The organism is Nocardia sp. NPDC003183 (genome assembly GCF_053590715.1).
The window spans coordinates 459,122-479,116 of the sequence record NZ_JBSFTG010000003.1 but is presented as its reverse complement, the minus strand read 5'-3'; the positions used below and the strand labels follow the sequence as shown (position 1 = coordinate 479,116).

Genomic DNA, 19,995 nt, shown 5'->3' with positions numbered 1-19,995 from the left:
CCCGCAACGATTTCGTTACGGGCACGATACTGCCCTGACGGCGCGTTCGCCGAATGCCACGAGGGAAAATGTTTACCAGTGGATATAGACCTCATCGCCGATGCCGACATTCTCGTAGTACCAGGCGGCGTCGTCGGGTGCGAGGTTGATGCAGCCGTGGCTGACGTTGGCGTTGCCCTGCGAGTCGACCGACCACGGAGCCGAGTGCACCATCACGCCACCCCAGGTGAGGCGCACGGCGTATTCACCGTCGATGATGTAGCCCTCGGGGTCGTCGAGCGGGATGCCGATGGTGCGCGAGTCGAACACCACCGACCGATCCTTCTCCAGCACGCTGAAGGTGCCGGTGGGAGTCTCGAATCCGGGCTTGCCCATCGACGCGGGCATCACCCGCACTACCTGTCCACCCTGGCTGACAGTGAAGGTGTGCGTCGACAGGTTGGCCTCGGCGTAAGTGCCACCGCCGTATTGGGTGCGCTGGCCTCCGATCAGGTCCGCGGACGCGGCTCCCGACCAGGCTGCGGCCAGTATTGCCGCCATGATCGCGACGAACAGGACACGAAATGCGCTCCTCATAAACGCCACCCCTTCACTCACTCGTAGGCGGATTCCAAGTCTAGGCCGCCATGATCAACTCGACCTATCGAAGTGGTAACGGCCGACGGGGTCAACGGTGTGTCGTCTTGCGTTCACGCAGGTCGGGGCCCCGATAAACCGTTCTCACTTCGAGACCGGTGACAGCGGGCGCCCTGGTTGCGGCACCGGGGCCGGTTCGGCGGTGCGCGCGGCATCGAATTCGGCTCTGGCGGCGGTGATCTCCGCGTGGTGTTCGACCACCCAGGCACCCATCGCCTGGCTGATCCGCCCCAGATCCGCCCCGAGCGCGGTGATGCTGTACTCCACCCGGGGCGGCATCGTGGGGAATACCTCGCGCCGGACCAGGCCGTCGCGTTCCAGGTCGCGCAGCGTTCGGGTGAGCACCTTCTGGGTGATGCCGTCCAGGCGCCTGCGCAGGGCGTTGAAACGCACCGGCCCGCCCGCCTCGCGCAGACTGCCGAGAACCAGCAGGACCCATTTGTCGGCGAGTACCGACAGCAGTTGCCGCGCGGGGCAGTCCCGCAGGAACGCCTCTACCGAACTCTGATCGCCCCTGACGGTATCCACGGGGTACCACGGTATCCGAAAGGTGCCTACTACCGCTGGGACACCAGTCGGCGCAGACTCGGCGGTATGTGGCAGATGGTGCAGAGATCTTTCGGCGGTCCGGACGTCTTCGAAAGGGCAGAGGTGCCGCGGCCGGCACCGGGTCCGGGGGAGGTGCTGGTGCGCGTCGTGGCGACCAGCGTCAACGCCGCGGACTGGAAGGTGCGCAGCGGTGTGATCCGGCAGTTGGGGGAGCCGCCGCTGGTGCTCGGGCTCGATGTGTCCGGGATCGTCGCCGCGGTGGGTGACGAGGCGACACGCTTCGCGCCGGGAGACGCGGTATACGGCATGGTGTTCGGCGGCGCCAACGCGGAATACGTAGTGGCGCAGGAGAATCGACTTGCCCGCGTACCCGCCTCGATCGACCCGGTGCACGCGGCCGCACTGCCGGTGGCCGGGGTCACCGCCTGGCAGGCACTGTCCTCGGTACGGCCGGGCGAGCGGGTCCTGGTGCACGCGGCGGCCGGTGGTGTCGGGCATCTGGCGGTGCAGATCGCCGCGCGACGCGGCGCGACGATCGCCGCCACCGCGCGGACCGGCAATCACGCCTATCTCCGCGAACTGGGCGTCACCGAACCGATCGACTACCGGACCACCGATTTCACCACCGCGGTGCGCGAGGTCGACCTGGTGGTGGACCTGATCGGCGGCGACTACACGGATCGATCATTGACCGTCCTGAGCGGCACCGGGCAGGTGGTGGCCGCCGAAGGCCCTGCGACACACCCGGATTCGCGCGTGCGCCGATTCTATGTCGATCCGACGACGGCCGTGCTCGACGAGCTCGCGGCGACGGTCGACCGCGGGGAGCTGACCGTCGACATCGCGCAGATCCTGCCGATCACCGAACTCGCCGCCGCGCATCGGCGCAGCGAATCCGGTCGGGTCCGCGGCAAGATCGTGCTCACCGCGGACCGCTGACTCAGCCGCGGACCGCGTGCAGCACGTCGCCGTGCAGGGCGTCGGCGCGGGCCGCGATGGTATCGACGCGCAACAGCGCGGCGGCGAACGGGTCGCCGAGGTCGGCGGGCAGCGAGCCGACGTTGATCTCGATATTGAGCTGCGAACTCATCGCCGCGGCGCGGGCGGCGTCGGCGGCGGCGCCGATATCGGTGACCACGTTCGGATTGCCGATCGGCAGCAGTTCGGCGGCCAGCGAGAGGATTTCGTCGGCCTCGTCGACCACGGCGGCGGGCACCCGCGCGGCTTCGACGAGTGCCGCGTTGATCGCCGCGGTGCGGGCGGTGATCTCGGCGTCGGTGTCCTTGGGCAGCTTGTAGGCCGCGCCGACGGCGGTGAACGCGGCCGCGTCGGCGTCGGCGAGCGCGAGCGACCTGGCCAGCGCGGCGTCGGCGGCCACGATGATCTGGTCGATCACCGGCCGGTTCTGCGCGTCCTTGGCGCGGGTGGTGTAGCGCGCCACCATCGCCACCAGCGCGGCGGCCTGCGCGGCGTGCAGCGCGGCCACGGCCCCGCCGCCGGGGGCGGGCACCTTCGCGGCCAGCTCCGACAGGTAGTGCTCCAAGGTCACCGAACCGAAGGAGGGGGCGATCTGCTGCGGCGACACGGTGGGCTGCGACACGACGGGGTGGCCTTTCGATGCGGCGAGAATTGCGTGGAATCTTCCCCTCAACGCTACCGCGTGCCCGCCCACGCACCCCGCTCGACCAGCACCTGTGCCGACAGACCGACCGGTCGGGGTGCGCGTGTTGTCCGGGGCTATGTTGGGTGCATGCGGATCGGATTGAGCATCAACTACACGGACGGTTTCAAGGAGACGGCGGCCGAGGTCGCCGACCTGGAACGCGCCGGCCTCGACATCGTCTTCGTGCCGGAGGCGTACTCGTTCGACGCGGTGAGCGCGCTGGGCTTCCTGGCCGCCCGCACCGAGCGGGTGCAGCTGGCCTCGGGCATCCTGCAGCTCTACACCCGGACCCCCAGCCTCACCGCGATGACCGCGGCGGGCCTGGACTACGTCTCCGACGGCCGTTTCATCCTCGGCATCGGCGCGTCGGGCCCGCAGGTCATCGAGGGCTTCCACGGCGTCCCCTACGACGCCCCGATCGGGCGCACCCGCGAACTCCTCGAAATCTGCCGCACGGTGTGGCGCCGCGAGAAGCTCAACTACCAGGGCAAGTACTACCAGATCCCGCTGCCCGCCGAGCGTGGCACCGGCCTCGGCAAAGAGCTCAAGCTGATCAATCACCCGGTGCGCGCGGACATCCCGGTGCTGCTGGCCGCGCTCGGCCCGAAGAACGTGGAGCTGGCCGCCGAGGTCGCCAACGGCTGGCAGCCGATCTTCTTCCTGCCGGAGAAGGCGAAGGACGTGTGGGGCGACGCGCTCGCCGCGGGCAAGGCCAAGCGTGATCCCGCGCTGGGCGAGCTCGACATCTTCGCCGGTCCGGCACTGGCGATCGGTGAGAACGTCACCCCGCTGCTCGAGTTCGTGAAGCCGCACCTGGCGCTCTACATCGGCGGCATGGGTGCCAAGGGCAAGAACTTCTATCACACCCTCGCCACCAAGTACGGCTACGGCGAGGCCGCCGACCGCATCCAGGAGCTGTACCTGGCGGGCGACAAGCAGGCCGCGACCCAGGCCGTGCCCGACGAGCTGGTGCGCGACGTGTCGCTGATCGGCCCGGAGAGCTTCGTGAAGGAGCGCATCGCCGCGATGGCCGAGGCGGGCGTCACCACGCTCAACGTCACGCCGATCGCCGAGAACGCGGCCGGTCGCGTGAAGCTGATCGAGCAGCTGCGCTCGCTCTGCTGACCCCACCGACGACAAACGCGCCGTCGTCCGGAGGATTCCCGGGCGGCGGCGCGTTGTGTTGTGTCAGGACGTGAACGACGCCAAGGCGGCGTCCAGAGTGGTGTGCATGGCGAACACCTGGTCCAGGCTCGTCATCTTCAGCTGACGACTGGTGGCGGGTCCGTCGGCCACGACCGCGATCGCGGTGGTCTCGCCTGCCCGCTGATGCGCGGCGACCAGCGTCGCCATGCCCGCCGACGCCAGGAACCCGACCGCGGTCAGGTCGATCACCAGCGCCGCCGGTTTCTCGGCCAGGATGGCCTCGATGGTGGCATCGAGCGCGGGTGCGGTCGCCAGGTCGACCTCGCCGGTCACCGTCAGCACCGTGACGCCGTCGTGTACCGCCGTCGTGGTGGTCATCGTGTCCGTGAGTGGATACGCGTCTCCGGAAGAGTTGGTCACTGTTCAACAACACACAACTTTGCCCGAATACGCAAGCTACCGCGGTTGCTCGCCACGGGATCGCCATGGTCGGCCTCGGTTGCGGCGGTGCTGGTGGCTCCTCGCCGCCGAAGCCGGACAGGCGCTCGTGCCCGGCGTCGGCGGCGGCGTCGAGTCCGATGATCTCGACTGTGTCGTCACCGCCATCGTCAACGAGGCGAACAGCCCGAGGGCCGCGAGCTGTTTCGCCTGGTATGCCCGGTGCGCAGGGTAGGGGCTGGTGTTATTCCCATCTGGTCGTACTGTGAGGGCGTGAACATCGATGTGACGCCTTTACCGGGAATCGGCGTGTGCAAGGACTTTCCGCTGGCGGAGGCGCGCCGCCGGATCGGCGTGATCGAACATCGCGACGGCTCCGTCGACCTGGTCGTCTCGCGAGCGGGCGACTACGACTCGACCACCTCGATTCCCCTGTCCGACACCGAGATCGGTGTGCTGGCCGGCCTGCTCGGCGCACCGCAGGTGGTGCAGAAGACACGCGAGACCCACAGCGCGGGCGAGCTGTCGACCAGGCAGTTCGCGATCGATCGCGGCAGCCCGTTCGACGGTAGGCCGTTGCGCGACACCGAGATGCGCACGCGCACCAAGGCCTCGGTCGTGGCGGTGGTGCGCGCGGGTGAGGTGACTCCTTCGCCGGGAACGGATTTCACTTTCATCCCCGGTGATCTTGTCGTTGTGGTCGGCACCGACGAGGGTCTGGACGCGGCGGGACGGCTCCTCGACGCCGGCTGACAATCCATGCCGATAGTAAAGGGCAGGTAAGGTATCCCTAGCTGAGGTTAGGTGATCCCATGAATGTAGAAGTGACATCCCTGCCGGGAATCGGTGTCCGCAAAGAGTTTTCACTGTCGAAGGTGGACCGCAGGATCGGCATCGTCGACCACCGCGATGGTGGTACCGATCTGATTTTCACGAAGGTCGGCGACCCGGATTCCACGGTCCAGATTCCACTGTCCGCTGTCGAAGCCCGCACGCTGGCGAGTCTGCTCGGCGCACCGCAGTTGGTCGCGCAACTGCGCGAGGAACATCGCGAACTCGATGGAGTGAGCACGCGGTCGATGCTGGTACCGCCGAGTTCGCCCTATGCGTCACGACGGTTGGGCGACACCGAGTTGCGGACCAGGACCCGCGCCTCGATCGTGGCGGTTCTGCGCGCGGGCCAGGTCCTGGCATCGCCGGGACCGGAGTTCGTGTTCGCGGGCGGCGATATGGTCGTCGTGGTCGGCACCAATGCCGGACTCGACGCCGCCGCTTCGATCCTGACCGACGGCTGAGCCGGTGGAGATCAGTGGAACCGCGCTGGCATTGATCCAGCTGGGGGCTGTGTTCTTCGGGTTGGGGGTGCTCGGGCGGATCGCCGCCCGCATCGGCCTCTCGCCCATCCCGCTCTACCTGCTCGGGGGGTTGGTCTTCGGTACGGGCGGTCTGATCGAGTTGCACGAGGTGGAGGACTTCATCCACATCGCCAGCGAGATCGGCGTCGTGCTGCTGCTGTTGCTGCTCGGTTTGGAATACACCGCCGGTGAACTGGTCACCGGCATGCGTAAATCGTGGCCCGCCGGTCTGCTCGACCTGGTGCTCAACGCGACTCCCGGTGTGATCGTGGCGCTGATGCTCGGCCTCGGGCCGACGGGGGCGATCGCGATGGCGGGCGTCACCTACATCTCGTCCTCCGGAATCGTCGCCAAGGTACTCAACGACCTCGGCCGCCTGGGTAACCGGGAGACGCCGACGGTGCTGTCGATCCTGGTGTTCGAGGACCTGGCGATGGCGGTGTACCTGCCGGTGCTCACCGCCGTGCTGGCCGGTGTCGGATTCGTGGCGGGGATGACCACGGTCGGTATCGCGCTGGTCGCGGTGACCCTGGTGCTCATCGTCGCGCTGCGATACGGCAGGTACGTCTCGGCGATCGTGGCGAGTGAGGATCGGGAGATCTTCCTGCTCAAGCTGCTCGGTTCGGCGCTGCTGGTGGCGGGTATCGCTTCGGCGGTGCAGGTGTCGGCGGCGGTCGGTGCGTTCCTGCTCGGTATCGCGATCTCGGATTCGACCGCGCACGACGCCACCAAGATCCTCGAACCGTTGCGTGATCTGTTCGCGGCGATGTTCTTCGTGCTGTTCGGTTTGAGTACCGATCCGGCGAGTATTCCGCCGGTGCTGGGCTGGGCGGTGCTGTTGGCGGTGGTCACCACCGTCACCAAGATCGCCACGGGGTGGTGGGCGGCCAAACGGGCGGGGGCCTCGCAACTGGGCCGCGCTCGCGCGGGTACCGCGTTGGTCGCGCGCGGTGAGTTCTCGATCGTCATCGCCGGCCTGGCGGTGGCCGCCGGAGCGGTGCCCGCCGAGTTCGCCGCACTCGCCACCACGTACGTGTTGCTGATGGCCATCATCGGCCCGATCGGCGCCCGCATCGTGGAACCGGTGATGCGACTGGTGGTCGGTCGCAAGCAGCGTGTGACGGTCGACCCGCACGCAGAATAACCACCCGTGTCCGGGCCCCCGCGCGATCGTTCGCTGCGGGGGCCCTCGGTGTTCTCACGGCTCGATCAATCCGGCGCGGATGGCGTATCTGGTCAGGTCGAGCCGGTCGCGCAGGCCGAGTTTCTGCAGGATGTTGGCACGATGCCGGTCGACGGTCTTCGCGCTGATCACCAGCTCGGCGGCGATCTCGCGCGCCGAGTACCCCTCGGCGATCAGCTTGAGCACCTCCTCTTCGCGCGGGGTGAGGATCGTTTCCGGCAGCGCGGAGCCCTGCCGGGCGAGTTGCAGGTAGTCGCGCACGAGTGCGGTGACCGCGCCCGGGTAGAGGAACGACTCACCGCGCATCGTGGCCCTGCACGCCTCGATGAGGTCACGATCGGCCACCGACTTCAGCACGTAGCCGGAAGCGCCCGCCTTCAGCGACTCGAAGAAATACTGCTCGTTGTCGTACATCGACAGCATCAGGATGCGCACCGGATGGTTGTTCCTGGTGATCTCGCGGGCGGCCTGGATGCCGGTCATCCGTGGCATGGCGATATCGAGGATCACCAGGTCGATGCCGTCGTCGGCGAGGGCGGTGACCGCGTCCAGCCCGTTGGCGGCCTCGGCGACCACGAGCAGGTCCGGTTCGTTGTCCAGGATCATGCGCAACCCGCTGCGCACCAGGGCGTGGTCGTCGGCCAGCAGAATCCGGGTCGGCGCGCTCATGCGGGCACTCCTTCGCGTGCGGCGACCGGGACGATCAGTTCGACCGCGGTACCGCCCGATGCCGGGGACGTGATGGTCAGCGTGGCGTCGATCAGCATCGCGCGCTCGCGCATCCCGCGGATGCCCGCCCCGTCCTCGACCGCGCCGCCGCGACCGTTGTCGGTCACCCGCAGCAGCACGGTGCCGGCTCGCGGTGCGATCAGCAAGCTCACCTCGTCGGCGTCGGCGTGGCGCAACACGTTCGTCAAGCTCTCCTGAGCGACCCGGTAGCAGACGAGTTCGATGTCGGGGTCGAGGCGGCTGATCGCCGGGTCGACCTCGCGGCGCACGGAAATGCCTGCCGTGCGGCTGAATTCGTGACACAGCGCGGTGATCGCGCTGTGCAGGCCGAGTTCCTCGAGCACGTCGGGCCGCAGCCGCGCGGCGATCCCGCGCACCTCGTCCAGACAACCGCGCACTGTTTCCTGCGCCTGCTCGACGTCCTCGCGCAGGTCGGCGGGCGCCCGGTCGACAACCCGTTTGAGCCGCAACAGCGCCACGGTCAGGCTCTGGCCGATCTCGTCGTGCAGTTCGCGGGCGATGCGCCGCCGCTCACCTTCCTGGGCGGCCAGCGCGGTCCCACCGGCGACCGAACGTTCGGCTTCCAAGCGGTCGAGCATCGCGTTGAAGGTCTCGATCAGCTGATGGAAGTCCCCGCTCGCGCCGCGCTCGAGGCGGACCGCGCGCCGGGGCGGATCGACGCGGCGCATGGAGGCGACCAGCTCGTCGAGCGGAGCCAGCGAGGTGCGCAGCGCCACGGCGTTCGCCGTCAGGATCACCGCGAGCCCGATCACCAGCACCGGCACCTCGGTCAGGCGCAGCCGGGCCGACACCGTGGCCGGTGAGAAGGCCAAGATCAGCGTGCCGAGGGTGAAGATCACGCCGTTGAGCAAGCAGATCCGCCAGAACAACGCCGTCACCGGCGTTCGGATTCGCCGCGAGCGTCCTGCTCGCAGCGCTGCGAGACGGTTCATGACACCAGCATGCTGGCGCCCCCGCGTTCTGTCCATGGTGCCCAGCACCCATCCCGCACCCGTTGACCGGCACCGACCTGCCCAGGAAATGGGTGTCACGGCCGATAGTGCCCGCCACCTGCGCGAACCAGACTTCGATCAGACGCTTTCGACGATCCGAGGAAGGACCGCCGGCCATGGATATCGACCGGACCACGATCCCGGGAGCCGGTGTGCTGCACAGCTTCCACACCCGCCACGGCATTCGCTTCGCCCTGCTGACGCACTCGTCGGGTGCGCGACGCCTGCTCGCCTACGCGGGGGGCAGCGACGAACCGACGGTCGACATCGAACTGGAACCCGACGAGGCCGACCAGGTCGCCGAGCTCATGCGTTCGCGGCCGTTCGGCGACCGGCTCGCCCGCCTGGAACAACGCCTGGACCACCTGACCGGACGGCAGGCCCAGCCGTGAGCACCGTCGAATCCCCCCGGAGCCATGCCATGCGCGCACGCGATATCGCGATGAACCTGCCGACCGTTCGCACCAGCGACCCCGTCGCCCGTGCGGTGCGGCTGATGGTCGTCAACCGGTTGCCCGGTCTGATCGTCGTCGACGAACTCGACCGGCCGGTGGCGGTCCTGCCGGGAACCCAGGTGCTACGCCTGGCGATTCCGGCCTCCTATCACGACGACCCGACGCTGGTCCGCACGATCGACGAGGTGCACGCCGACCTGTTCTGGCAGGAACCCGGCAGCCTCACCGTCGGCGACTGTCTGCCCGACGGCGCGAGCAAGCCGGCCACGGTCCCCCCCGACGCGACCCTGCTCGAAATCGCGATCCTGATGGCGCGCAAGCACAGTCCGCTCATCGCCGTGGTCGACCGTTCGCGCACCCTGCGCGGCGCGATCACCCTGGAACGGTTGCTGACCAGCCTCGCTGTCGTCGGCCCCGGCGACTGAACGTCACGCCGCGCATGGCTGCAGCGCTCGCCGTCGTCATCTTCGTGATCGCCTTCTTCTTCATCGCCACGGAGAAAGCCGACAAGGTTAAAACCGTCCTGATCGCCGCGGGCGCGATGGCTCTGCTCGGCCTGATCCCCGGCGACGAGGTCTTCTATTCCGCCCACGAGGGCATCGACTGGAACGTCATCTTCCTGCTGCTCGGGATGATGATCATCGTCGGCGTCATCAAGCAGACCGGCCTGTTCGACTACCTGGCGATCTGGTCGGCCAAACGTTCGCGCGGCAACCCGTATCGCCTGATGGTGATGCTGATGTTGATCACCGCGGTCGCGTCGCCGTTTCTCGACAACGTCACCATCATCATGCTGGTCGCCCCGGTGACGCTGGTGGTGTGCCGACGTCTCGGCATCGCCGCGCAACCGTTCCTGATCGCCGAGGTGCTCGCGTCCAATATCGGCGGCGCGGCGACGCTGATCGGTGACCCGCCCAACATCATCATCGCCAGCCGGGCCGGGCTGACGTTCAACGACTTCCTCGTGCACATGGCCCCGATCGTGGTGATCACCTTCGTGCTGTTCGTCGCGCTCACCCGGGTGCTGTTCCGCTCGGCGCTGCGCACCGATCCCACCTCGGTCGACGCGGTGATGGCGCTGCAGGAACGGCGCGCGATCCGCGATCCGAAACTGCTGGTGCGCTCGATGATCGTGCTCACCGGTGTGGTCGTCGGCTTCTGCCTGCACAGCGTGCTGCACGTCGCGCCGTCGGTGATCGCGCTGGTCGGCGCGGGCATCATGGTGCTGGTCTCCGGCCTCGACATCGGCGATGTCCTGCACGAGGTGGAATGGCCGACGCTGGTGTTCTTCATGGGTCTGTTCGTGATGGTCGCGGGCCTGGTGCACACCGGGGTGATCGCCACGATCGGTGACGCCGCGATCGGCTGGGTCGGGGACAACTACTTCCTGGCCGCGACCGCGCTGGTGTTCGGTTCGGCGATTCTCGGGGCGTTCGTCGACAACATTCCCTATACCGCGACCATGGCGCCGGTGGTGGAGGACATCGTCGCGGGCGCACCGGATCCAGCTACCGGGCAGGCGCTGTGGTGGGCGTTCGCCCTGGGCGCCGACTTCGGCGGGAACGGCACGGCGGTGGCGGCCAGCGCCAATGTGGTCGCCCTCGGGATCGCCGCCCGCGCGGGACAGCGGATCACCTTCTGGCAGTTCACCAAGTACGGCATGTTGGTCACGCTGCTCAGCAGTGTCATCGCCTGGATTTATGTGTGGATCCGGTACTTCTGAGTCCCGCGACGGTGCTCACCCGACGTGGCGGGTGACGATCCGGTGGATCAGCCGGGCGGCGGTGCGGGCGGTGCGGTTGTCGATGTCGAGCCGCGGATTCAGTTCGGCGACATCGACAACCGCGAGTCTGCCGCAGGCGGCGACGCGGTCGCAGACGGCCTGGATCGTGGACAGCGCGACACCGTAGGCCGCGGGGGCACTCACACCGGGAGCCACCGCGGCGGGGAGGACGTCGAGATCGATCGTCAGATACAGCAGGTCGATCCCGGCCAGGAAGTCGTCGACGAAGGCGGCGACCCGGACTGGCTCGCAGTCGTCGTCGAGGAGATAACGCACCCCGAATCTGTCCGCGGTGTCGAACAGGACCCGGGTGTTGCTGGGCTGGCTGATCCCGATCACCGCGTACCGGACGTCGTCGCCGGTCTCGAGGATCTGCCGGAACGGGGTGCCGGAACTGGGCACGGGATCGGGGCGCAGGTCGAAATGCGCGTCGAGGTTGAGGATTCCGATGACGCTGCCCGGGACGCGGCGAGCCGAACCGGCCAGTCCGAGGTAGGTGCCGTAGGCGACCTCGTGGCCGCCGCCCAGAACGACCGGGAAAGCGCCGTCGTCCAGCAGCGCGGACACCGTCTCGCCCAGTCGTCGCTGACCGTCCGCCAGCCGGTCGTCGGTGACGGCGATCGTCCCCGCGTCGAAGGCGCGCAGCTCGGTGGCGAGCGCCATCGGCGACAACGCGCGGCGCAGCGCGTCCGGGCCCGCCGCCGCGCCGAGGCGGCCCTTGTTCCGGCGCACGCCTTCCTCGCAGGCGAAGCCGACGAAAACACAGGCGCCGGGATCGTCGTTGCCCGGCTCGTACGGCGTGACGGCCTGATGCCAGCGCAGGTGCTCCGGCGTCGTGCCGTCGACGCGACCGGTCCAGGCGGATTCGGAAGTCACCGCACCCCACCTCGATTCGCGACGAGGGCTCCTTCGCGCCACACCTGACCGACCAGCGCAACGCCGGGGCGGTAGGCGAGGTGCAGGTGCGAGGGGGCGTCGAGTGCGATGACATCGGCACAAAAACCGGGGGAGAGGGAACCGATATCGGTGCGCCGCAACGCCTTCGCACCACCTGCGGTTGCCGCCCAGACCGCCTCGTCGGGTGTCATGTGCATTTCCCGCACCGCCAGGGCGATACAGAACGGCAAGCTCGTGGTGTAGCTGGTGCCCGGATTGCAGTCCGCGCCGAGCGCGACGGTGACCCCCGCGTCCACCAGTGCCCTGGCATCGGGATAGCTGTTGCGCGTACAGAAGTCGGCGCCCGGCAGCAGCGTGGCCACCGTATCGCTGCCCGCGAGCGCATCGATATCGGCACGATTCACGTGCGAGACGTGATCCACCGACGCGGCGCCGAGCTCGACGGCCAACTGCACCCCTGGTCCCTGATGCAGCTGATTGCCGTGGACTCGCGGCACCAGCCCGTGCGCGATCCCCGCGGTCAGCACGGCATGCGCCTGATCGCGATCGAAGGCGCCCTGCTCACAGAACACATCGATCCACCGGGCGTACGGCGCGCACCGCGGGATCATCTCCTCGCACACCATCGTCACGTAGTCGTCGGCGCGCCCGGCGTATTCGGGCGGCGGCACGTGCGCGGCGAGCAGCGTCACCTCGTCGGTGCAGCGGGCCGCGATCTGGACGCTGCGCAGTTCGTCGGCCACGGTCTGCCCGTAGCCGCTCTTGCACTCGACCGTGGTGCTGCCTGCCCGCAAGGACTCGTCCAGCAGTCGTTGTACCGTCGCCGCGAGCTGCTCGTCGCTCGCTGCCCGCGTCGCCGCGATCGTGGTGCGGATGCCACCGGCCCCATAGGGTTGCCCCGCCATCCTCGCCGCGAACTCCTCGGCGCGGTCGCCCGCGAACACCAGATGCGCATGCGACTCGACGAACCCCGGCAGCACCGCGCGTCCGCCGAGATCGAACGCGGTGTCGGCGGCCGGCGCGGCGGTACTGTCACCGACCCACGCCACCCGCCCGTCGTCGATGACCAGCGCGGCGTCGCGCCGCAGCCCCAGCGGGCCCTCGCCCAGCGCCGGGTCGTTGGTGACGAGAGTGCCGATATCGGTCAGCACGGTGGTGGGCATGGAGGAGTCCTCCTCGGCGCGGATGTCGAGTATGGCGGTGTGCGCGCGATAGACCCTGTGCGCGGGCGAGCAGCGCGGGCACGTTGCTCGCACCGTAGCGGCCCTTCGGATCGTAAAGCGCGGGCAGGTCGACGCGTTCCTTCGAGATCAGGTGGCGCGGGCCCGGCGGACGCGCGCCAGGACACGTACGGTAGGTATAGACCTGTATAGACAAGAACGTCAAGGGGTAGCCCGCAGTGATGGGAGAAGCATCGTGAGCATCGGCCCGGATCGGCCCGGACCGGTCGTCGTCGGCACGGGTCCGGTCTCGGCGCGGGATCTGGTCCGGGTGGCCAGGGACGGCGTCGCGGTGGTGGTGTCCGACGATGCCGTCGCCGCCATCGAGGCGAGTCGTGCGCGGATCGAAGCGCTGGCCGCGGACCCGAGGCCGGTGTACGGGGTGTCGACCGGGTTCGGTGCACTGGCCGTCCGTCATATTCCGCCGGAGTCACGCAAGAAGTTGCAGCGGAGTCTGATTCGCTCGCATGCGGCGGGGTCGGGCGCAGAAGTGGAGCGGGAGGTGGTGCGCGCCTTGATGTTGCTGCGCCTGTCGACCCTCGCGACCGGCCGGACCGGGGTGCGCCCGGTGGTCGCGCGGACCTATGCCGCGCTGCTGTCGGCGGGCATCACCCCGGTGGTCTACGAGTACGGCAGCCTGGGCTGTTCCGGTGATCTCGCGCCGCTGGCCCACGTCGCACTGGCGGTGATCGGGGAGGGCACCGTCCGGGACGCGACCGGCGAGCTGCGATCTGCCGCCCAGGCCATGGCCGACGCCGGCATCGCCCCCGTCGAGCTCGCGGAGAAGGAAGGCCTCGCGCTGATCAACGGCACCGACGGCATGCTCGGCATGCTGGTACTCGCCTGCCACGACCTGCGGGCCCTGCTGCGCCTGGCCGATGTGACCGCGTCGATGAGCGTGGAGGGTCTGCTCGGCACCGACAAGGTCTTCGCCGCCGACCTGCAAGCACTGCGCCCGCAACCGGGCCAGGCGGTCGCGGCCGCCAATATGGTGCGCGTGCTGGCGGATTCGCCGATCGTGGCCAGCCACGCCACCCCGGACTGCACCGTCGTCCAGGATGCCTACTCGCTGCGCTGCGCACCCCAGGTCGCCGGCGCCGCCCGCGACACCCTCGACCACGCCGAACGCGTCGCCGGCCACGAATTGGCCAGTGCCGTGGACAACCCCGTCGTCACCCTCGACGGCCGGGTCGAGTCCAACGGCAATTTCCACGGCGCCCCCGTCGCCTATGTGCTGGACTTCCTGGCCATCGTGATCGCCGACGTCGCCTCGATGAGCGAACGCCGCACCGACCGCTTCCTCGACAATGCCCGCAACCACGGCCTCACCCCGTTCCTGGCCGACGATCCCGGCGTCGACAGCGGCCACATGATCGCCCAGTACACCCAGGCCGCCATCGTCTCCGACCTCAAACGCCTGGCCGCGCCCGCCTCGGTCGACTCGATCCCCTCCTCGGCCATGCAGGAGGACCACGTCTCGATGGGCTGGTCCGCCGCCCGCAAACTCCGCCGCGCCCTCGACGGCCTCACCCGAGTCCTGGCCATCGAAGCCCTCACCGCGGCCCGCGGCCTCGACCTCCGCGCCCCGCTGACCCCGGCGCCCGCGACCGCTGCCGTACTGACCGCGCTGCGCGACCGAGTCCCCGGCCCGGGGCCCGACCGCTACCTCGCCCCGGACATCGAGGCAGCGGTCCGCCTCGCGGCATCCGGCGCGCTGCTCGCCGCCGCCGAATCGGTGACCGGTCCGCTCGGCTGAGCGGGGGTACGCGCGAGCGAAACCCCGGCCTGGGACCGCTGTCTCGCCTGCGCTGATCCGCCCGATGGCATCGACGCTGTTGCCGCTGACCTGCGATCGGCCCCACGCGGGCGGACGGCGAAGGCGATTGCCGCAGTCAGTGATCGCGCTACGCCTGCAGCTGCTGTGCCGGTTCGATCTCGGTGAGCCCGCGCAGCGACTCGGGCAGCGGGGTCTAGTGCAGGACGCCGAGGCGTTGGGTGGCGCGGGTGAGGGCGACGTAGAGTTCGGCGGCGCCGCGGGGGCCGTCGGCGAGGATGCGCTGCGGATCCACGACCAGCACCGCGTCGAACTCGAGGCCCTTCGTCGCCGACGCGGGCACCGTGCCGGGTACCCCGGGTGGCCCGATCACGATGCTCGTTCCCTCGCGGCCCGCCTCGGCCCGCACGAATTCCTCGATCGCGGTGGGCAATTCGTGGTCGGTGACCCGATGCGACCAGGGTGCGACACCGCAGGATCGCACCGAGTCCGGCGGGCGGACATCGGGCGCGAACTCGGCGAGCACATCGGCGGCCACGGCCATGATCTCGGCGGGGGTGCGGTAGTTCACCGTCAGGGCACGATAGATCCAGCGGCCGGGGACGTAGGGCTCCATCATCGTGGCCCAGGACCTCGCGCCCGCCGCCGACCGGCGCTGCGCGAGATCGCCGACGATCGTGAAGGAGCGGCTCGGGCACCGCCGCATCAGCACCCGCCAGTCCATCTCCGACAACTCCTGGGCCTCGTCGACCACCACGTGTCCGTAGGTCCACTCCCGGTCGGCCGCGGCACGTTCGGCGAGTTCGCGGGTGTCGCGTTCGAGGAAGCGTTCGGCCAGGTCTTCGCCGTAGAGCATGTCCTGGGCGAGCAGGTGGTCCTCGTCGTCCATCAGGTCTTCGCGGCTGATGAGGGTGTCCAGTACGCCGGCCGCGTACTCGGCCTCGGCTTTGCGCTCTCGCTCGGCGGAGTCGTCGGCGGCTGTGTCGCGGCCGAGCAGGTCGACGAGTTCGTCGAGCAGCGGCACGTCCGAGACCGTCCACGCGCCACCGTCGGCCCGCCACAGCGCCGCGTCCGCGCCTGCTGCCCGCAGCCGATCGTGTGACGAATACAGCTGGGACAGCACGGTTTCCGGCTTCAGGATCGGCCAGCACTGATCCAGCGCCGCGGTGAACTCGTCGTTGTCGGCGAGCTCGCGGACCAGGTCGGCGCGCAGTTGTTCCCATGCCTCGGTGTCGTCGCGAGTCAGCCAGCCCTCGCCGATCCGGGCGATCGCGCGCTCGGTGAGAACGTAGGTGATGATCTCGGTGAACACCGCGCGCGCCTCGTTGTGCGGGCGCCCGCTCTCCCTCGCCTCCTGCCTGGCCCACTCCGCGGTCGCGGCATCGATCCGCACCGTCACATCGGTCAGCGCGATCGTCAGCGGCGCTTCGGGCAGTCGCTGGCGATCCGCGATCGTCGCGGCGAGGATGTCGAGGATTCGCAGCGAACCCTTGTGCCGGGCCGCCTCGGGGGTGTCCTCCGCCGTCGCGCGCAGACCGGGCACGAGGTCGGCGGTGGTGGCGAACACGACATTCGTCTCGCCGAGCGAGGGCAGCACATGGGCGATGTGGTTCAGGAAGGCCGGATTGGGCCCGACCACGAGCACGCCTTGGCGCTCCATCCGCCTGCGCTGGGTGTAGAGCAGGTACGCGACGCGGTGGAGCGCCACCACGGTCTTCCCGGTGCCGGGACCGCCCTCGATCACGGTCACACCCGGGTGCTCCAGGCGGATGATCTCGTCCTGTTCGGCCTGGATCGTCGCGACGATATCGCGCATCCCGTCCCCGCGTGGCGCGTCGACCGCGGCGAGCAGCGCGGCGTCGGTTCCGCCCTCGCTCCCGTCGGGGCGGCCGAGCACCTCATCGGTGAAATCGACCACCCGGCGGCCGCGGGTGTGGAACTGCCGCCGCCGGCGCATGCCCTCCGGGTTGGCCGCGGTGGCGACATAGAAAGCGCGCGCCGCGGGTGCCCGCCAGTCCAGGAGCAGCTGTTCGAGATCGTTCGACTCGTCGAACAGCCCGATCCGGCCGATGTAGGACCGCTCGCCCGAGGCCGCGTCGAGCCGGCCGAAACACAGCCCGTTGTCGGCCACGTCGAGGCGCTGTACTTCCTTGCCCAGCGCCCGCACCTCGTTGTCGCGCTCCATGGGGGAGTCGCCCTTGGTGCGCAGCGCCGCGCTGTAGCGGCCCTTCACCCGTGCCCGCTCGGCATCGAGGCGCGAGTACAACCCGGCGACATAGCTTTGCTCGGATCGGCGTTCCTCTTCGTACCCGTGCGCTGACATAGGCCCCTAACTGTACTTTTTCCGGTGCGACCGGATGATTGTGCAGCAACCCCGGGGCCTTGCCGCAAGTCCCTGTTTACGCTATATATTGAAAGTGGAAAGAGCCCCGGCACTGCCGGGGCTCTCGTCTTTTCCAGGCTGGTCAGCCCTCCTGCATCGGAATCCGCACACCCCGTTCACGAGCCACCTCGGCCGCGTGCTCGTAACCCGCGTCGACGTGTCGCATCACCCCGGTGCCCGGGTCGTTGGTCAGCACCCGCTCCAGCTTCCGCGCGGCCAGCTCGGTGCCGTCGGCGATACACACCTGGCCCGCGTGGATCGAACGGCCCATCCCGACCCCGCCACCGTGATGGATCGACACCCAGCTCGCCCCGGACGCGGTATTGAGCAGTGCGTTGAGCAGCGGCCAGTCCGCGATCGCGTCGGAACCGTCGGCCATCGCCTCGGTTTCGCGGTAGGGGGAGGCCACCGAGCCGGAGTCGAGGTGGTCGCGGCCGATGGCCAGGGGAGCCGACAGCTCACCCGAGGCGACCATCTCGTTGAATTTCAGGCCCGCGCGATGGCGTTCGCCGTAACCGAGCCAGCAGATCCGTGCGGGCAGACCTTCGAACCTCACCTTCTCGCCCGCCAGGGTGATCCAGCGGCGCAGATGGTCGTTGCCGGGAAACAGTTCCAGGATCGCGCGGTCGGTGGCGGCGATATCGGCCGGATCACCCGAGAGCGCCGCCCACCGGAACGGACCGAGGCCCTCTTCGAAGAGCGGGCGGAGGTAGGCGGGAACGAAGCCGGGAAAGGCGAAAGCCCGGTCGTAGCCGCCTTTGCGGGCCTCGTCGCGAATCGAGTTCCCGTAGTCGAACACCTCGGCGCCCGCGTCCATGAATCCGACCATCGCCTCGACGTGCGCGGCCATCGACGCCTGCGCCTCGGTGGTGAACCAGACCGGATCCTTCTCGGCGAGGGTGTGCCAGTCCTCGAGTGCGACGCCGATCGGCAAGTAGGACAACGGATCGTGGGCCGAGGTCTGATCGGTGACGATGTCCATCGGTGCGCCCATGGCCAGCAGTGCGGGAAAGACCTGGGCCGCATTGCCGACCAGGCCGATCGAGAGCGGCCTGCGCTCGTCACGCGCGGCGACGGCGAGATCCAGTGCCTCCCGCAAGGTCGCGGCCTTCGTGTCGAGGTAGCCGTGCGCGATCCGCCGGTCGATACGCGCCGGATCGCAGTCCACGCACAGCGCGACGCCGTCGTTCATCGTCACCGCGAGCGGTTGCGCGCCACCCATCCCGCCGACGCCCGCCGTGAGCGTGATGGTGCCGGCGAGGGTGCCGCCGAATCGCTTGCGTGCCACCGCGCCGAAGGTCTCGTAGGTGCCCTGCAGAATGCCCTGGCTGCCGATGTAGATCCACGACCCGGCCGTCATCTGCCCGTACATCATCAGCCCCAACTGCTCGAGCTTGCGGAACTCGTCCCAGGTGGCCCAGTCGCCGACGAGATTCGAATTCGCCAGCAGCACCCGCGGCGCCCACTCGTTGGTGCGGAACACCCCCACCGGTTTCCCGGACTGCACGAGCAACGTCTCGTCCGCGGCGAGGGTCTCCAGCGTTCGCACGATCGCGTCGAATGCCGCCCAACTGCGTACCGCTCGCCCGGTCCCGCCGTAGACGACCAGGTCATCGGGGCGTTCGGCGACCTCGGGATCGAGATTGTTCATCAACATCCGCAAGGCACCCTCCTGCTGCCAACCGAGGGTGTGCAACTCGGTGCCGCGCGGAGCGGACACGGGACGGGGGCCGGAGACAGGCGGTGTCGCGTCGGTCATGAGGGCAGTATAGTCCTGTATATACAAGTGCCGACGAGGTTCGAGCGCAACGTATTCTCTGGGCGAGGCGAGGAGATGTTCGGTGGTGGCGATCGAGGTGGTCGATGCGGAGCTGGCCGCGCTCTACGGCGAGCTCGGCAGCGAATTCGCGGCGTATGAACGGGTCAAGCAGCTGATCATGGCGCAGATCAAAGCGCGCCGGTGGAACGCGGGGGAGCAGATTCCCTCGGAGAACCAGTTCGTCGCCGCACTCGGGCTGTCCCGGATGACGATCAATCGCGCCCTGCGTGACCTGACCGCCGACGGCGCGCTCACCCGGGTGATGGGTGTGGGCACCTTCGTCGCGGCGAGCAAGGCCACCTCACCGCTGTTCGAGGTCCGCAACATCGCCGACGAGATCACCGGTCGCGGGCATCGTCATCGCACCGAGGTGGTGTTCGTGCGGTCCGAGGTGCCCGGCGACGCGGAAATGGCGAATGCCATGGGCGGCACGGTATTCCACTCGGTGCTGGTGCACTTGGAGGACGGCGTGCCGATCCAGCTCGAGGACCGCTACGTCAACCCGGCGCAGGCCCCCGACTACCTCGCCCAGGACTTCACCACCGTCACCCCGAACAGCTACCTCAGTGAGGTCGCGCCGCTGCTGCGCGGCGAGCATGTCGTCGAGGCGGTGCGGGCCGCCCGCGAGGAGTGCGTGCTGCTCGGCATCGACGCCGACGAGCCGTGCCTGCTCATCCGGCGCCGCACCTGGTCGTCGGGCGGGTTGGTCAGCGTGGCACGGCTCGTGCATCCGGGTTCGCGCAATCGGCTGGAAGGCAGCTTCGGTAGCGAGCCGGGTTGACTCCGCGTCGTGCGCGCCGAACAATGTTCCCGACTCGAAACAGCTGTCGCCGCTTGGTAATTGCGCGACGAGATTTCGATCAGGCGGATTGTCGAACTGTTCGCTTTCCGGATGGGATCGAAGACATGCTCATCGAGAAGGCTGACGTGTGCATGATCGCCCCCTGAAATT

Annotated in this window: 19 protein-coding genes and 1 pseudogene; 10 read left to right on the top strand and 10 right to left on the bottom strand. The window is 68.8% G+C overall.

Annotation, left to right across the window (positions count from 1 at the left end):
• Window positions 1–72: 72 nt before the first annotated feature.
• Both ACWDXS_RS14120 and ACWDXS_RS14115 read right to left on the bottom strand, forming a co-directional pair.
• Window positions 73–489: pseudogene (locus tag ACWDXS_RS14120) on the bottom strand (L,D-transpeptidase); the annotation flags it as partial.
• Between the two features lie 231 nt (window positions 490–720).
• On the bottom strand, window positions 721–1,164 hold the full coding sequence (locus ACWDXS_RS14115) for a winged helix-turn-helix transcriptional regulator (RefSeq protein WP_449965630.1): 444 nt from the start codon (window positions 1,162–1,164) through the stop codon (window positions 721–723).
• Between the two features lie 75 nt (window positions 1,165–1,239).
• Here ACWDXS_RS14115 and ACWDXS_RS14110 point away from each other — a divergent pair, with 75 nt between their 5' ends.
• Complete coding sequence (locus ACWDXS_RS14110) at window positions 1,240–2,124, top strand: NADP-dependent oxidoreductase (RefSeq protein ID WP_449965627.1); 885 nt, start codon at window positions 1,240–1,242, stop codon at window positions 2,122–2,124.
• 1 nt (window position 2,125) lies between these two features.
• Here ACWDXS_RS14110 and ACWDXS_RS14105 read toward each other — a convergent pair whose 3' ends face one another.
• Window positions 2,126–2,785, bottom strand: coding sequence for a cyclodeaminase/cyclohydrolase family protein (locus ACWDXS_RS14105; protein ID WP_378988312.1), 660 nt, complete (start codon window positions 2,783–2,785; stop codon window positions 2,126–2,128).
• Between the two features lie 150 nt (window positions 2,786–2,935).
• Here ACWDXS_RS14105 and ACWDXS_RS14100 point away from each other — a divergent pair, with 150 nt between their 5' ends.
• Complete coding sequence (locus tag ACWDXS_RS14100; protein WP_378627308.1) at window positions 2,936–3,973, top strand: LLM class F420-dependent oxidoreductase; 1,038 nt, start codon at window positions 2,936–2,938, stop codon at window positions 3,971–3,973.
• A gap of 63 nt (window positions 3,974–4,036) precedes the next feature.
• Here the strand turns inward: ACWDXS_RS14100 and ACWDXS_RS14095 are convergent, their stop codons facing one another.
• On the bottom strand, window positions 4,037–4,372 hold the full coding sequence (locus ACWDXS_RS14095; RefSeq protein ID WP_378988309.1) for an STAS domain-containing protein: 336 nt from the start codon (window positions 4,370–4,372) through the stop codon (window positions 4,037–4,039).
• Between the two features lie 333 nt (window positions 4,373–4,705).
• Here ACWDXS_RS14095 and ACWDXS_RS14090 point away from each other — a divergent pair, with 333 nt between their 5' ends.
• From ACWDXS_RS14090 to ACWDXS_RS14080, 3 genes are read left to right on the top strand one after another with little or no spacing between them, the layout of a single operon-like run.
• Window positions 4,706–5,185, top strand: coding sequence for a cation:proton antiporter regulatory subunit (locus ACWDXS_RS14090; RefSeq protein WP_378627311.1), 480 nt, complete (start codon window positions 4,706–4,708; stop codon window positions 5,183–5,185).
• 59 nt (window positions 5,186–5,244) lie between these two features.
• The gene (locus ACWDXS_RS14085; RefSeq protein WP_378988303.1) at window positions 5,245–5,727 is read left to right on the top strand and encodes a cation:proton antiporter regulatory subunit; all 483 of its coding nucleotides are present in this window, start codon (window positions 5,245–5,247) and stop codon (window positions 5,725–5,727) included.
• Window positions 5,728–5,737: 10 nt separating this feature from the next.
• Entirely contained in the window at window positions 5,738–6,931 is a 1,194-nt protein-coding gene (locus ACWDXS_RS14080; protein ID WP_378988475.1) for a cation:proton antiporter, read from the top strand.
• A 54-nt stretch (window positions 6,932–6,985) separates the two neighbouring features.
• Here the strand turns inward: ACWDXS_RS14080 and ACWDXS_RS14075 are convergent, their stop codons facing one another.
• Window positions 6,986–7,639, bottom strand: a complete 654-nt coding sequence (locus ACWDXS_RS14075; protein ID WP_364405344.1) for a response regulator transcription factor — start codon at window positions 7,637–7,639, stop codon at window positions 6,986–6,988.
• Window positions 7,636–8,652 carry a histidine kinase gene (locus tag ACWDXS_RS14070; RefSeq protein ID WP_449965620.1) on the bottom strand — a complete coding sequence of 339 codons (1,017 nt, stop codon included), beginning with the start codon at window positions 8,650–8,652 and terminating at the stop codon, window positions 7,636–7,638. The genes ACWDXS_RS14075 and ACWDXS_RS14070 overlap by 4 nt, the downstream gene beginning before the upstream one ends.
• 176 nt (window positions 8,653–8,828) lie before the next feature.
• Here ACWDXS_RS14070 and ACWDXS_RS14065 point away from each other — a divergent pair, with 176 nt between their 5' ends.
• Genes ACWDXS_RS14065 through ACWDXS_RS14055 form a run of 3 tightly spaced genes read left to right on the top strand, consistent with a single transcriptional unit; the run spans window position 8,829 to window position 10,890 of the window.
• Window positions 8,829–9,104, top strand: a complete 276-nt coding sequence (locus ACWDXS_RS14065) for a hypothetical protein (protein WP_378988297.1) — start codon at window positions 8,829–8,831, stop codon at window positions 9,102–9,104.
• A 29-nt stretch (window positions 9,105–9,133) separates the two neighbouring features.
• Window positions 9,134–9,592, top strand: coding sequence for a CBS domain-containing protein (locus tag ACWDXS_RS14060; RefSeq protein WP_378988294.1), 459 nt, complete (start codon window positions 9,134–9,136; stop codon window positions 9,590–9,592).
• Window positions 9,593–9,606: 14 nt separating this feature from the next.
• The gene (locus tag ACWDXS_RS14055; protein WP_378988291.1) at window positions 9,607–10,890 is read left to right on the top strand and encodes an ArsB/NhaD family transporter; all 1,284 of its coding nucleotides are present in this window, start codon (window positions 9,607–9,609) and stop codon (window positions 10,888–10,890) included.
• Window positions 10,891–10,905: 15 nt separating this feature from the next.
• Here the strand turns inward: ACWDXS_RS14055 and hutG are convergent, their stop codons facing one another.
• Window positions 10,906–11,826 carry a formimidoylglutamase gene (gene hutG / locus ACWDXS_RS14050; RefSeq protein WP_449965616.1) on the bottom strand — a complete coding sequence of 307 codons (921 nt, stop codon included), beginning with the start codon at window positions 11,824–11,826 and terminating at the stop codon, window positions 10,906–10,908.
• Window positions 11,823–13,010 carry an imidazolonepropionase gene (gene hutI, locus ACWDXS_RS14045; RefSeq protein ID WP_449965613.1) on the bottom strand — a complete coding sequence of 396 codons (1,188 nt, stop codon included), beginning with the start codon at window positions 13,008–13,010 and terminating at the stop codon, window positions 11,823–11,825. Before hutI ends, hutG begins: the two co-directional genes overlap by 4 nt.
• Before the next feature lie 253 nt (window positions 13,011–13,263).
• On the opposite strand from hutI, the gene hutH reads away from it, so the two are divergent.
• On the top strand, window positions 13,264–14,823 hold the full coding sequence (gene hutH, locus ACWDXS_RS14040) for a histidine ammonia-lyase (protein WP_449965610.1): 1,560 nt from the start codon (window positions 13,264–13,266) through the stop codon (window positions 14,821–14,823).
• Between the two features lie 214 nt (window positions 14,824–15,037).
• Here the strand turns inward: hutH and helR are convergent, their stop codons facing one another.
• Window positions 15,038–17,164 (bottom strand): RNA polymerase recycling motor ATPase HelR, encoded by a 2,127-nt coding sequence (helR, locus tag ACWDXS_RS14035; RefSeq protein WP_449965607.1) that lies wholly within the window; start codon window positions 17,162–17,164, stop codon window positions 15,038–15,040.
• A 142-nt stretch (window positions 17,165–17,306) separates the two neighbouring features.
• A complete protein-coding gene (gene hutU, locus ACWDXS_RS14030; RefSeq protein WP_449965604.1) occupies window positions 17,307–18,983 on the bottom strand; it encodes a urocanate hydratase in 1,677 nt (558 codons plus the stop codon).
• An 85-nt stretch (window positions 18,984–19,068) separates the two neighbouring features.
• Here hutU and hutC point away from each other — a divergent pair, with 85 nt between their 5' ends.
• Window positions 19,069–19,824: a histidine utilization repressor gene (gene hutC / locus ACWDXS_RS14025; RefSeq protein WP_449966226.1), complete on the top strand. Its 756-nt coding sequence runs from the start codon at window positions 19,069–19,071 to the stop codon at window positions 19,822–19,824.
• The last annotated feature ends 171 nt before the right edge of the window (window positions 19,825–19,995 follow it).